Here is a 13,122-nt window from a genome sequence, read left to right on the forward strand (position 1 = left end):
GGTTCATTCATAATGGCTTTGGCCGACATCTTTTATCACGACGACCTCGTTTTGCAGGAGTTTCAAGCTAACGGCACATTAAGCCTAGAAGATGGGATTATTTATGCCGGCATCTTATTCATAGGCCTAGGCATACAAGCGATATTCTGGTTTTTTATCGCTTACCGGGCGAGCAACATAGCCAGGTGGATTTATGCTGTGCTGTGGTCGCTGGGTATCTTGGTAACTGTCGTCGAACTGCCAAGCTATTCTGGGAGCGAAATTGCTTTTGGTGTTGTTTCAAATGCTATGGCTCTAGGCTCTGTTGTTGCCCTCTTCACTGCTGACGCCCGAAGTTGGTTTCAGTTTAAAGGACGCTTGCCCGGCGGGGTTGAACAAGATTTATCGGAAGTGTTTAAATGAAATATTTTATTCCGTCGCTAATTTTGATTCTGTCATCACAGGCCCATGCCCAATCCTATCAATGCCGCGCACCAGCGCTGGCCAAACCCGCCGCTCCGGCAAGCAAACCCGCCAAAGAACCGCGCCGGATCACGCCGGTATCGGGCTATACGCTGGCGATGAGCTGGTCGCCGGAATATTGCCGGCTACGCAAGGACAAAGCCCGCGACAAAAGTCAATGTGGCGGTGATGATGGCAGCTTTGGTTTCATTCTGCACGGCCTGTGGCCGGACGCGCAAGGGGCCAGCTATCCGCAATGGTGCCGCGCGACAAAGGCGCTGTCACCAGCATTGGTAAAGCGCAATTTCTGTATGATGCCGTCCACCCGGTTGATGGCCAAGGAATGGGCGAAACACGGTACGTGCATGACCCGGCGGCCGGAAACCTATTTCCGGATTTCGCAGATCATGTTCGGGGCGGTGGAATTTCCCAATATGGACCGGCTTTCGCGCAAACCGTTGACAGCCAGAGCGTTGCGCGATGCTTTTGCCGCAGAAAATGAAGGGCTGGGGCCAGAGATGATCCGATTAAAGGTCAACGGGCGCGGCTGGCTAGAGGAGGTTCGGCTTTGTCTCGGCAAGAGTTTTCGGCCCGTCCGTTGTCCGACAAATATGCGACCGGTCAGGGATGACCAGCCGGTCAAAATCTGGCGCGGTGCTTAACCTTCCAGCGTGCGGGTGCCGGGATGGTGCTTGTCGAGATGCTTGCGGATAATCCGTAAATTGCGCGTATTGGATCGCCAGAAAAAGTCGAAAACATCGCCGGCCAGCGGAATTGCTCCCAAAGCGGTATCGATGCCGACATTGGTCGCCATGCGGGTCAATTGCCATTTGGACATGCCAAGATTGCGGGCTTCCCAGACGATATAGGCCCCCATTGCCGCGGTGACGATATCGCCCACCACGGGAATCAGGCCGACCAATGAGTCGACGCCGATCGGTTTGTTAATGCCGGGAATGACAAAAGCGCGTTCGAGCACCTTTTCCATGGCTTCGACGCGGTTGCGGACCGCCTGTGGATCGCGGCTGACATCGGGTAATTGTTCGGCAAGGCGCTTCAATTGTTCTTCTGAAATCGCCATAGACCCTCCCGAGAAATTTTTCGCTTTCATACTTAGGATATAGGTATTCCGACCAGCTGATTCAATGGGTGCCAGGCGCGCGGATTGACCGCAAAGCCCTGCTGGCCTGGCCTGCTGATTGACCAGCGCACCGGCACGGCCAGTGGAATAAAATTGTAATGCCGGACCAGCATCTGTTCCGCTTCCGCATAGAGCCGCGCCTTGACCGGCAAACTGGTGGCCGCTGCCGCTTCGGCCATTTTAGCGTCTGCGTCATTTAGGCAAACCGTCATTGCGGAGCAGGTCAGGCGAAAGAGGAACCATTTTGCACTGTCATAGGCCGCGATTTCATCGATCAAGCGTATATCGGCATTTTCATCCGGGCCTACCTTACGGGCGTCGAGCCCGACGCGCCGCAGATCCGACTGAACCCGCAGAAACAATATATCCGCCCCCGCCGCGTCGGGGAGAGAAATGGTCAGCGGGTTTACCGGCCCTTCCAGAGCTTCCCAGCGCGTGACATGTTCGCGGGCAAAGGCCTGACGATCCTGCATCGTCATGCTCGACCAATCCGGACGTGCGTTAATGCCTTCGACATCCAGCGCTTCGGGAATGATCTTTTGACGGCTTTGCCACGCGGTCACCTTCGGAAATGAGGTCAAAAGCGCCGGCCGGTCAATCGCCATCGACAAGATTTCGCGGTTTTTCGGCACAGCCCAGAAACCTTCGGCCCGCAAGAACTGAAACCCGAAAAGACCGGCCACCGGATTGAGCCGCAGATCATTGGTGTTGACGCCGGCTTCATCGAGCAAGGGAAGGTGATGGAATTTTCCGTTTAATACAACATCGGTATAACCGGCTGTATAGCGCGAGATAGCCTTGGCCGCCGATTCACTGTGCAAGGTGACACGGCGGGGATCGCTCACCACCTCCTCTTCGTCGGTTGCTGGTGCTGCTTGCTCATCCTCATCATCTTCCGGAAGCGGCGGGTTCATCAGGCCGAGAATATAGCCATTGTCATTTTCCAATATTCTCATCGGGCCAGCGCCATTCCCTGCCCTGAACAGTCCCAGCTCGGGTTGGGCGATCAACTGCAGGAAATTGGGATGCGGGGTGGAGAGGCGAATCTCGATAACACGGCCGGTCATTGGAACAATCTCGTCAATGCTCGATAGATCCGGTCCCAAGCGGCTGATGCGCAATTCTTCAATGCGTTCCCTTAGCAATGTCGCGATGCGGTTGGCCGTGACTGGCAGCCCGTCATTCCAATGTGCTTCATTGAGGCGGAAAATATAGCTCAGGCCATCATCGGTAACGATCCAGCGCGCCGCCAGCGCCGGTACGACGCGGCCTTGTTCGTCAAAGCCAACCAGACCTTTGGCAATAGCCGCACGCGCGATGGCGGAACCGTGATTCAGCTGTATGCCAATCGGCTTTATGACCGGGTTTTGGTCTTCAATGACCGTCACGTGAGCGCGGTCTTCATCGCCTGCCATTCCGCAGCCGGCAAGCCCTATCGATGCCGCGAGAAGGGCCGGCATGGCAAAGATGGTGGTTCGGCTCGGCATCGTCATGGCGTGCTTATACGCAGAGTGCGGCTGGGATGCACATTAGAAATATTATCCTGCCATCCCGCGATGCGTTGGCTCACCAGAGAGCGGGTGACATAAAAATAAAGCGGCAATATCGGCATGTCCGCGACCAGCACCGCATCGGCCTGACGCATGAGGCTGTTGCGCCGGTCGGTTTCGGCCGTGGCCAGCGCCCGGGCGACAAGTGCGTCATAGGCCGGATTGTCATATCCCGAATAATTGCCAGCGCCATTCGCCACCTGATGTACGGTCAGGAAATTTTCCGGCACGGGCAAGTCGGCAATCCAGCCGGACCGGGCCAGCGCAAAATCATGCTGCCGGAGCGCCGCAAAATGTAAGGCGGCTTCGCTGTTGAACAGGCTCGCTTTGACATTCAGGTCTTTCCACATCGCAGCCAGCGCAACCGAAACACGGCGATGCTCGGCGGAGCTGTTGAAGCGGATTTCAAACTGCAAGGGGTTGGACGGGCCATATCCTGCCTCCGCGAGCAATTGCCGGGCGGTGGCCAGCCGCCGTTCGCGATCCCAATCGGCCCACACGGGCTTGGCACTGATACCGCCGGTCAGTTCCGGCGGCAAAAGGCTCCAGGCGGGGATATTCCCGATCCCGATCACTTTTTCGGCAATCCATTCACGTTCGACTGCCATCGACAGGGCAACGCGGACATCGGCATTGTCAAATGGCGGCTTGCGGGTGTTAAACGCGAAATAATAGCTACCAAGATAGGGCACGCTATGAGCAAGGTCGGGATGATTCTCGATCAACCACTGGTGCCGGCTGGCTGGATAATCCGCCGCGACATCTGCGCCGCCGGAAAGAAACAGACGCATCGCCGATAGGCTATCGTCCATCGGTTTCCAGATGATCGTAGCGGTCGGCGCAGGCTCGTCATGCCATTGGGAATTGCGTGTCATCCGGGCGTGATCGTTGAGTAGCCATGTCGCCAATTGATAGGGGCCGCTGGATATCATTGGCCGGTCGCTGGTCCATGTATCGCCTGCCTCTTCGATGCGGTGCAGCGGCAGGGCCGCCATGGCCGGATGGGCGAGCAAGATTGTCAGTGCGGGCGCGGGTGATTTTAACATGATGACTACGGTTGCCGGATCTTCAGCCGACACCGCGGCGATATTTTCGAACAAGGCCCGGGTTGGCGATGCTGTTTCCGCTGCTTGCAGACGGTCCCAAATCTGCGGAAACAGGCGTGCATCGAAAGCGGTGCCATCGGAAAATGCCAACCCTTCCTGCAACCGGAATGTCCAACGCAATCCGTCATCCGAAATCGTCCAGCTCTCCGCCAGTCCCGGCTCGGCATTGCCCGCAGCATCAAGCCGTGTGAGGCCTTCAAACTGATCGGCGGCAATCCGCAGGGAGGAGAGGTCGGATATTTTCTGCGGGTCGAGGCCTTTTATTTCTGAATCCGACAGGCGCACGATTTGATCGGGACCGGGCATGCTGCTCGTATCCGCTTGTCCCCCACAGCCTGTGAGCAAAAGGATGAACCCCAAAAATGCCAATATGCGCATGGATTCTTTAGTATATGTTTTTGCTGGATCGACAAATAGTAACTCCTATGCTGACCCCGATAATTGGAGAATCGCAGATGACGGGCTTGCAATATGATATTGGCGCGATTGGCGGCGATACCGGAGTGGCGATTGCAAAGCTGTTGCCGGAAATTGCCGATCGTGCGACTGAAACTGAACAGGCGCGCCGTTTGCCCGCTGATCTGGCCGCCAAGATGGCCGAGGCAGGCGCGTTTAATCTGTCCAAGCCCGCATCACTGGGCGGCCTCGAATTGCCGCCGCTGGAATTCATGCAGATTATCGAAACAATTGCAGAGGCTGACGCGAGTGCGGGCTGGTGCGCGATGATAGCGGTCACGTCCACTTTGGGCGCCGCCTATATGGACGAAAAACCAGCGGCAGATATCTTCGGTCCGGATGATGTCATTACTGGCGGCGTGTTTGCGCCCATGGGCAAGGCCGAAGACAAGGGCGACCATTATTTGCTCTCGGGTCAGTGGCAATGGGGTTCTGGCTCCGCCAATTGCAGCTGGCTGGGCGGCGGCGCGATGATCTTCAAGGATGGCGAGCTGCAGAAATTTGATAACGGCGCGCCCTATCACCGGATGCTGTTCTTTCCTGTTGCCGATGTCGAATTTATCGATAGCTGGCATGTCGCCGGTATGAAGGGCACCGGGTCGGGTGATTTCAGCGTCAAAGATCTGAAAATTCCCAAGGACCGCAGCGTTTCCTTTGTCGCGGACCGACCGCGCGATACGGGGGCGCTTTACAAATTCCCGTTATTCGGCCTGCTGGCGCTGGGGGTTTCCTCGGTTGCGCTTGGCAATGCGCGGGCTGCGCTGGAAGAAATCAAGCAGGTCGCGATCACGAAAAAGACACCCGGTGGCGGCCGCAGCATGGCCCAGCGCGCAACGGTACAACTCGATATAGCGCGGGCCACCGCGCAGCTTGGCGGGGCGTTCAGCTTTCTCGAAAGCGCAGTTGGCAAGGCCTGGCAGGAAGCACAAGGGGAGGGCGATATTTCCGTGAAGGCGCGTTCTGATTTGCGCTTGGCCTGCGCGCACGCGACCGAAGTTTCGGCGGATGTCTGCAAGACGGCCTACACATTGGGCGGCGGCGGCGCGGTCTATTCCAGCAGCAGTCTCCAGCGGCGGTTTCGCGATGCCCATGTCGCGACCCAGCATATCGCGACCGCCCCGGCTGTCTTCGAATTGGCCGGTCGCACATTGCTGGAACAGCCGGTTGATATGGCGATGCTCTAGGCTAGCAAGCGGATGGCCCAACCGACCCTTCACATTCACGGCACGATCATGTCGACCTACAGCCGTATTGTTCAGACGGTGGCGGAAGAGGCGGGGATCAGCTGGACAATTACGGCGACGCCAGCGGGCAGTGAAGAGAATAAGCGGCGGCATCCGTTTCGCAAAGTGCCAACCGTCGAAATTGACGGCCTGAACCTGCATGAAAGTGTCGCAATCTGCCAATATATCGACAATGCGCATAATGGCGGCGCGCTGCAACCCGATGATCCTGCCACGCGCGCCGAGATGGACCGCTGGATTTCGGTCGCGAATGCTTATCTGTTTCCGGTGGCGGAGCATGGGCTGCTGATGCCGCGGCTGGCGCACCGGTTTTTGAAAACCCCCTTGCGCTCGGATATTATCGAAGCCGCTTTGCCGGAAATAGCCGAGCATCTCGGGATCGTGTGTCAGCGGGTTGAGGAAGCCCCCTTTTTTGCCGGTGCGCAATTCACGCTGGCGGATATTTTTGTCTATTGTATTTTACGGCCGGTCCAGATGACGTCCGAGGGCGATCATCTGATCGGTCAGCTTCTGCCGTTGCGCCATTGGCTGAACAAAATCGGCAAGCGACCGAGTTTGATGGCAACGCGGTGGGACAGCGAAAATCAGCAATGAAAAGCTGTCCTACAGAACGGCATCTGTGATATGGTCCGATCATAGGAGATTTTCAGCGGCATGATTCAGAAGGTAATTATTTCAAACACTTGTGGGGAATTTCGGGTCAAAAACCGGAAAAGAAAATTTGCCTTTGGGGGGTGTGACCCTGTGTGACCCTCAAGACAAAAAGGCACTGATTCGATGATGCTGCCATCGCTCCTGATCCTCGACGACTTTCTGTCCGATCCACTGGCGGCGCGCCGGGCGGCACTTGCGCTTGACTATGACGCGTCTTTCAAACGCGGCAATTATCCCGGCCATATCTCCACCACGCCGCTCGCCATTCAGGGCCTCGATGCCCGCATATCCGACATTATTCGCGCACCGGTGGAACCGGCGCCGGGAACCAGCCATAATCATTGCCGGATCACCCTCAAAGGAGATAAGGGCCGCAGCGGCGTGCATATCGATCCGGCCTTCTATTCGGGCATCCTTTATCTGTCGCTGCCAGAGCATTGCAAAGGCGGCACGGAATTCTTCCGGCATAAACGCACCGGACTCGAACGCGTGCCCAATGACCCGGTGGAAGTGACCAAAGCCGGCTATCCTGACATTAATATGCTCATCGAAGATGTTGTGAACAGGGACACAATGAATAAGGCCAAATGGGAACGCACCATGTTGATCCCGATGCGGTTCAACCGGCTGATATTGTTCAGCCCTTGGCTGTTCCACAATAGCGGTGCAGCCTTTGGGACCTCGCCAGAGAATGGACGGCTCGTGCATCTGATGTTCTTTGCCAAAGCAAAAAGATAGGCTACAAGCCTGTAAATTTTAGGAGAAACCCCGATGAAAACCCTATTGACCAAGACACTATCCCTCGCCCTTCTGGCCGTTTCTCCGCTAGCGTTGACGGCTTGTGCCGAGAGCAATGCGCAGGAAGCGGATCGCTTTGCGAAGGTGGAGATAAAGACCGAGACACTGGGCGACGGGATTGCGGTGCTTTTTGGTGCGGGCGGCAATATCGGTGTTTCTTATGGTCCTGACGGTACGGTGCTGATCGATGATCAGTTTGCGCCGCTGACGCCAAAGATTCAGGCGGCTGTGGCTGCGCTGGGAGCGGATCCGGTCAAATATCTGATCAATACCCATTGGCATTATGATCATACCGGCGGGAACGAGAATTTCGGCAAGGCGGGCGCGCTGATCATGGCGCATGACCATGTTCGCGAACGGATGGCGGGTCTGCAGACGGACGGGCGCGGCAATGACCCGGCTGCCCCGAAAGAGGCCCTGCCGGTGGTCACCTATCATGACGGTTTGAAGTTGCACCTGAATGGCGACGAGGTGCATGTGAAGCATATGCAGCATGCGCATACCGATGGCGACAGCATTGTGTTCTGGAAGAAAGCCAATGTGCTGCACATGGGCGATCTGTACTTCAACAAAGTGACCCTGCCGTTCATCGATCTGAACAGCGGCGGCAATGCCAGGGGCGTTCTGGCGGCAGCCGAAAAGGCGCTGACGATGGTGGACGACAATACCAAAATCATCCCCGGCCATGGTCCGATGGCGACCAAGGCGGATCTGATGGGCTATCGCGACATGCTGAAAAGCGTGATCGGTGCGGTCGAACAGGCGCGCGGCGAGGGCAAGACTCTGGAGCAGGTTCAGGCGATGAAGCCCGCTGCGCAATGGGATACGAACAAAGACGCCTTCATCAAAGGTGATGCGTTTGTTGAGGCTGTTTACAAGAGTCTGGATATGCCGGCTCATAAAGACGGCGTTCACAAGCATTAGATGCGGTGCTAGGGCGTCGCGCGGTCGATCTCTTTGCGGAGCGAGATGATCAGCGGGCCAGCCTTGGTCAATCGGTGTTCCTCTTCATCGATGATCGCGCGGAAGATAGTTTTCTTGAACTCGAGCGTCTTGATAGCATCCGGACGTTTGGCCTCGGGCAGAGTGGAGAGCAGGATATCAATCATCCGCTCAGCCCCGTGGAGCCGGCCCCAGAGATAGTCATTCTCGCGGTAGGATCGACTGAAAAAGGCACCGAAGTTATTGAACTCTATGCCTTTTAATGTCGCAGCGACGCCGCCTTGGCGGATCGACTTGGCGTCTTCGGGGGAAATTCGGTCGACCTTGATCGGGTCAAATTCATCCAGACCTTCGCCCTGTAAAAGGGGCAGTGTGGCGATGTCGTAAAACGGAAAGCCGAGGAAGGCGAGCAACATTGAGCGCTTCTCGGCCTTGGGCAAGCCGGCCATCGCTTCGGCAAGCTTGGCGTCGACCAGGGCGTCGGCTGCGACCAGATCGCGGGCTTTGGCGAGGCTGTCGAGCATGGCCGAGGGGTGGGTCTCGGCATGCTCAGCCAGCGCGACAAAATCATCGCCGAGATATTCAATCGTCTCGCGTTCGATATAGAGGGAAAGGCAATCATAGATGACATCATGCATTTGCTCAATCACATCATAATCATCCGGATGGGCGCTATCGAGATCTTCGGCAAAGCGCCGCGCCAGGAAGCGCAACCGGCGGATGCGATAGCCCAGATCATGTTGGCGAAAGAAATCGGCGGCCAGTTTGGACGGGCCGGCTCCGCCTTTCTTCCCGATATTTTCGAACCCGCGTTGACGCAATTCGGTCCACAAAGTCTCGCGCAGCGCCTGATGATTATGGACATTCGGTTCGGCTTTTGCCCGCCTTACCGTATGCGCAATATCTTCAAGCACGGTCGCGAGTTTGAGATGACCATAGGCGCTGTAGGAAAAGCCGGCGAGCTTGCTTGCCTTGTCCCGCGACTTGCGCCGCCAAGCAGCGAGACGCGCCGCGGTTGGCCGGTCGAGGAAAAGGGTCCGGCCAAAAATGGCTTCGACATTCTGCTCAACCTCTGTGCGCAAATTGTCGGTAATCTGCCGCATCTGGATGATCCGGCTGGAGCGGCGCGAGATGTCATCAAGATTGTCGCGGATCGGCTGTTCCCGGGGGATGTTGGAAATCGCACCGAAGATGGTGGAGAAGAAACCGGGCAGGCTTTCATCTTCCGCTTCCTGTGCTGCCTGCAACCGTTGAAGCGCGCGATCGCTTTTGGCAACGTCCAGATCCGGGCGCGGGTCAATATAGACAAACCGCCGATCAACTTCACGTTTGGCGGGCCGGTTTTTGAGCGCTTCAATCGCCTGTGCGAAGGGCGCGTTGGCGAGAACAGAGCCATCGATCAATACGGTGTCGTCAGCGGTGCCAGCGCGGCTCTGGTTCGGCAATACCCGCTTCAGAAAATTCGCGCGATTGGCCCAGACAAGATCGCGCTGGGACAACACGTTATCCAGTTCGGTGACCGTGAACGGCGGAAATGCGCCAGGAAAGCTGGCTGTCGCGCGACCAGCGAAAACGAGTTCAGCCGGATCGGCGATATCGCCGCCACTCGTTCGCCGCGTGGAAAAGCTGATGGTGATCCGGTGCTCCATCTCAAGAGCCTCGGGTGGACTGTGCAGCTGCAATTTTTCGGGATGTCCGACAAAATCGGTAACCGTGACAAACAGATCCAGCGGTTGCCCGGGTGGCAGCAATTTCGGACCACGCTCGGTCTTTTTCATGGTCGCAAGCGCATCGAGAATCAGGCCGGAAAAAATCTTGCCGCCAAAGGGTGGTGCAAACCAGCGGGCACGAACGAAGCGGGAAAGCTTCATTTTCACTTCTTCGCGCGCTTCCTTGGAAACGGTCTGTTCGACTGCGCCCCCTTTGCGACCCAGTGCCATCCAGGCAATCGGCTCTGCCCAGAATTTGGAAAAACGCGATAGTGGCCTGGCGTCAGGATCAAGCAGCGTATCGACGTCTGCTGTTTCCAGCCACATTTCGGTCAGGGGCTCAAGAGATTCACCGGATATGATAGCCTGCGCCAGAAATATTCCATTGATTCCGCCCGCACTGGCACCAGCAATGATGTCGGGCAAAACCCTTAACTTGACAGTGCTTTCCTGTTCGATCCATTCCAAAATATCATAGTAGGTTCCGCGGCTGCAGGTTGCGTTTTTTTCGTTATCATGAAAATCTCTGCTGGCCTTGGCGAGCTTCCAGATCTCCTTGGTTATACCGTGCATATAGATGGCAAGACTTACGCCGCCATAGCAAATAAGAGCGAGTCTGAGTTCCTTCTGGCGCATCGTCTTAAGAGTGACAGCATGTAGGGAATCGCGCAAGCAGGAAAGCGGTTGAAAAAGCCATGGAAAACTCTAATGTTCTTTTTTTGTTCTATTAGAAAGTAGTCATGGCCAAGCCGAAGAAAAAATATGTCTGCCAGAATTGCGGCTCGATTGCGCATCGCTGGGAGGGACAATGTGCGGATTGTGGAGACTGGAATACGCTTGTTGAAGAAGCGGGTGACACCGTTTTTGCCGCCAAACACAATCTGCAGAGCGGGGGCAGGGAGGTTCGGCTTGTTGGGCTGGACTCGGAAATTCGGCTGCCGGAGCGTAAAAAAACCGGGATAGAGGAATTTGATCGTGCGGTGGGTGGTGGACTGGTGGCTGGGTCGGCTACGTTAATGGGTGGTGATCCCGGGATTGGGAAATCGACTCTGTTATTACAAGTCTCCGCGAATCTCGCCAATGCGGGATGTTCTGTCGCATATATTTCCGGGGAAGAAGCGGCCGACCAGGTACGCTTGCGCGCACGGCGGCTAGGGCTTGGAAAGGCGCCAGTCAAACTGGCATCAGCAACCTCGGTCCGAGACATTTTGACCACATTGCGCAAGGATGCGCCTGATTTTGTTGTAATCGACTCCATACAAACGATGCACAGCGATCTTATTGAAGGTGCACCCGGAACGGTCAGTCAGGTTAGGGCATCTGCTCAGGAGCTGATCAAGTTTGCCAAAGAACATGGCACGATGATCATGCTGGTTGGCCATGTGACCAAGGACGGAAATATTGCTGGACCGCGCGTTTTGGAGCATATGGTCGACACGGTCATGAGCTTTGAAGGCGAACGCAGCCATCAGTACCGGATTTTGCGGTCGATCAAAAACCGCTTTGGTGGCACCGATGAAATTGGTGTCTTTGCGATGGAAGAAATGGGCCTTAGCGAAGTCCAAAATCCGTCAGCATTATTCCTGACGGATCGCAGCGAAGAAGTGACTGGCGCAACTGTTTTTCCGGCACTTGAGGGAACGAGACCCGTCTTGGTCGAGATTCAGGCGCTTACTGTTCGGCTGGCCAGCGGAGCAACGCCTCGCCGGTCCGTCGTTGGTTGGGACAGTTCTCGCTTGGCGATGATATTGGCGGTGCTGGAAGCGCGCTGCGGTCTCAGCTTTTCGGGTGCAGAGGTCTATCTCAATGTGGCTGGTGGCTATCGTTTGACAGATCCCGCTGCAGATCTGGCGGTAGCAGCTGCTTTAATCTCTGCCCATGCGGAAAAACCGATGCCGAGCGATGCTGTGATTTTTGGAGAAATAGCACTTTCCGGTGAGATACGGCCGGTGTCCAACACAACGCTCAGGCTCAAAGAGGCTTCGAAACTCGGTTTCGGCAGGGCGCTTATCCCAGCATCCAAAGAAGCCACTCTGGCAGGTGTGAATTGTGTGAACTTTGCGAAGCTTGCCAATCTCGTTGACCATATGCTTGGCCGCGATTAGCTAGTCTATATGACTGGTCTCGATATTTTCGTTCTATTACTGATGGGTGGCGCAGCTATTTTTGGCTTTTTGCGCGGATTTGTGCAAGAAACACTCGCGCTGATCGCTTGGGTGATGATTATCTTTGCGGTGCGTTTTTTTCACACGCCCGTGACAGATTTCCTTGTCTCCCCCGTGGGTAACGAGGGTGGTGCATCGGTGCTGGCCTTTGGTTCAATCGTGATTGTCACTTATGCATTAGGGCGCTGGATCGCCAAGTCCATCGGGCGTAAATCGCGCAAGTCTCTTCTGGGCCCGATTGACCGTGTATTGGGCTTTGGTTTCGGGATGATTAAAGGTCTAATCGGCGCCACGCTGGCTTATTTGCTGGTCGTGCTTGTTTATGACAGTATCTATGGTGCTTCTGAACCGCGTCCCGAATGGATCGCCGATTCCCGGACCTATCCACTGCTTAACGCGAGTGGCAATGCTCTGGTGCAGTTTGTCAACGAACGACGTGAAATGGCCGAGGCCGTGGAATGAGCGAGGCACTTTACACTCGTGATATTCTGCGTCTGGCAGTCTCCATTCCGCATCAGTCCAGACTAGAAAAACCTCATGGAACTGCGGAAGTGCGATCGCGTACCTGCGGCAGCCGGGTTGTGGCGGATATCATGTTGTCTGATGATCGGGCAATCACACAATTGGGGATAGAGGTGAATGCCTGTGCCCTGGGTCAGGCTTCCGCCGCTATTCTGGCAACAGAGGCAATGGGCAAGTCAGCAGATCAAATTGCAAAGGTCAGACAACAGCTTGCCGGTTTTTTGGCCGGCGCGGAAGATAGGCCTGGAGGTTGGACCAATATGGATCATCTTATGGCAGCGAAAGACCATAAAGGGCGCCATGCAGCGATCCTGTTGCCCTATGATGCAGTGTTGGCCGCATTCGAAGCGACAACAACCGAAAACGAGGCAGTATAGGCTATGGAAGGCGCAGA

At 55.9% G+C, this 13,122-nt stretch carries 13 protein-coding genes; 9 read left to right on the top strand and 4 right to left on the bottom strand.

Annotated features, from left to right (window positions below; genetic code table 11):
- The first annotated feature begins 12 nt into the window (after nt 1-12).
- Together ACO6S1_RS08850 and ACO6S1_RS08855 are read left to right on the top strand one after the other, a co-directional pair.
- On the top strand, nt 13-402 hold the full coding sequence (locus ACO6S1_RS08850; protein ID WP_422345946.1) for a hypothetical protein: 390 nt from the start codon (nt 13-15) through the stop codon (nt 400-402).
- Complete coding sequence (locus tag ACO6S1_RS08855) at nt 399-1,103, top strand: ribonuclease T2 family protein (RefSeq protein WP_422345947.1); 705 nt, start codon at nt 399-401, stop codon at nt 1,101-1,103. Before ACO6S1_RS08850 ends, ACO6S1_RS08855 begins: the two co-directional genes overlap by 4 nt.
- On the opposite strand, the gene ACO6S1_RS08860 is transcribed toward ACO6S1_RS08855, so the two are convergent.
- The 3 genes from ACO6S1_RS08860 to ACO6S1_RS08870 are packed head-to-tail and all read right to left on the bottom strand — an operon-like array spanning nt 1,100 to nt 4,544.
- Entirely contained in the window at nt 1,100-1,522 is a 423-nt protein-coding gene (locus ACO6S1_RS08860; RefSeq protein ID WP_422345948.1) for a DUF4112 domain-containing protein, read from the bottom strand. The two genes, ACO6S1_RS08855 and ACO6S1_RS08860, sit on opposite strands and share 4 nt — an antisense overlap.
- A 32-nt stretch (nt 1,523-1,554) precedes the next feature.
- Nucleotides 1,555-3,075 carry an ABC transporter substrate-binding protein gene (locus ACO6S1_RS08865; RefSeq protein ID WP_422345949.1) on the bottom strand — a complete coding sequence of 507 codons (1,521 nt, stop codon included), beginning with the start codon at nt 3,073-3,075 and terminating at the stop codon, nt 1,555-1,557.
- A complete protein-coding gene (locus ACO6S1_RS08870; protein ID WP_422345950.1) occupies nt 3,072-4,544 on the bottom strand; it encodes a peptide ABC transporter substrate-binding protein in 1,473 nt (490 codons plus the stop codon). Before ACO6S1_RS08870 ends, ACO6S1_RS08865 begins: the two co-directional genes overlap by 4 nt.
- A 149-nt stretch (nt 4,545-4,693) precedes the next feature.
- On the opposite strand from ACO6S1_RS08870, the gene ACO6S1_RS08875 reads away from it, so the two are divergent.
- From ACO6S1_RS08875 to ACO6S1_RS08890, 4 genes are all read left to right on the top strand, one after another.
- The gene (locus ACO6S1_RS08875; protein WP_422345951.1) at nt 4,694-5,878 is read left to right on the top strand and encodes an acyl-CoA dehydrogenase family protein; all 1,185 of its coding nucleotides are present in this window, start codon (nt 4,694-4,696) and stop codon (nt 5,876-5,878) included.
- A 12-nt stretch (nt 5,879-5,890) separates the two neighbouring features.
- Nucleotides 5,891-6,532, top strand: a complete 642-nt coding sequence (locus ACO6S1_RS08880) for a glutathione S-transferase family protein (RefSeq protein ID WP_422345952.1) — start codon at nt 5,891-5,893, stop codon at nt 6,530-6,532.
- A gap of 183 nt (nt 6,533-6,715) precedes the next feature.
- On the top strand, nt 6,716-7,330 hold the full coding sequence (locus ACO6S1_RS08885) for a DUF6445 family protein (protein ID WP_422345953.1): 615 nt from the start codon (nt 6,716-6,718) through the stop codon (nt 7,328-7,330).
- A gap of 33 nt (nt 7,331-7,363) precedes the next feature.
- On the top strand, nt 7,364-8,314 hold the full coding sequence (locus tag ACO6S1_RS08890) for an MBL fold metallo-hydrolase (protein ID WP_422345954.1): 951 nt from the start codon (nt 7,364-7,366) through the stop codon (nt 8,312-8,314).
- Between the two features lie 8 nt (nt 8,315-8,322).
- Here ACO6S1_RS08890 and ACO6S1_RS08895 read toward each other — a convergent pair whose 3' ends face one another.
- The gene (locus ACO6S1_RS08895; RefSeq protein ID WP_422345955.1) at nt 8,323-10,677 is read right to left on the bottom strand and encodes a patatin-like protein; all 2,355 of its coding nucleotides are present in this window, start codon (nt 10,675-10,677) and stop codon (nt 8,323-8,325) included.
- 104 nt (nt 10,678-10,781) lie between these two features.
- Here ACO6S1_RS08895 and radA point away from each other — a divergent pair, with 104 nt between their 5' ends.
- The 3 genes from radA to ACO6S1_RS08910 are packed head-to-tail and all read left to right on the top strand — an operon-like array spanning nt 10,782 to nt 13,105.
- Complete coding sequence (gene radA / locus ACO6S1_RS08900; RefSeq protein ID WP_422345956.1) at nt 10,782-12,146, top strand: DNA repair protein RadA; 1,365 nt, start codon at nt 10,782-10,784, stop codon at nt 12,144-12,146.
- A gap of 9 nt (nt 12,147-12,155) precedes the next feature.
- Complete coding sequence (locus ACO6S1_RS08905; RefSeq protein WP_422345957.1) at nt 12,156-12,668, top strand: CvpA family protein; 513 nt, start codon at nt 12,156-12,158, stop codon at nt 12,666-12,668.
- The gene (locus ACO6S1_RS08910) at nt 12,665-13,105 is read left to right on the top strand and encodes an iron-sulfur cluster assembly scaffold protein (protein ID WP_422345958.1); all 441 of its coding nucleotides are present in this window, start codon (nt 12,665-12,667) and stop codon (nt 13,103-13,105) included. The genes ACO6S1_RS08905 and ACO6S1_RS08910 overlap by 4 nt, the downstream gene beginning before the upstream one ends.
- Nucleotides 13,106-13,122 lie beyond the last annotated feature (17 nt).

Source organism: Parasphingorhabdus sp. (genome assembly GCF_965233695.1).
Lineage (GTDB): Bacteria > Pseudomonadota > Alphaproteobacteria > Sphingomonadales > Sphingomonadaceae > Parasphingorhabdus.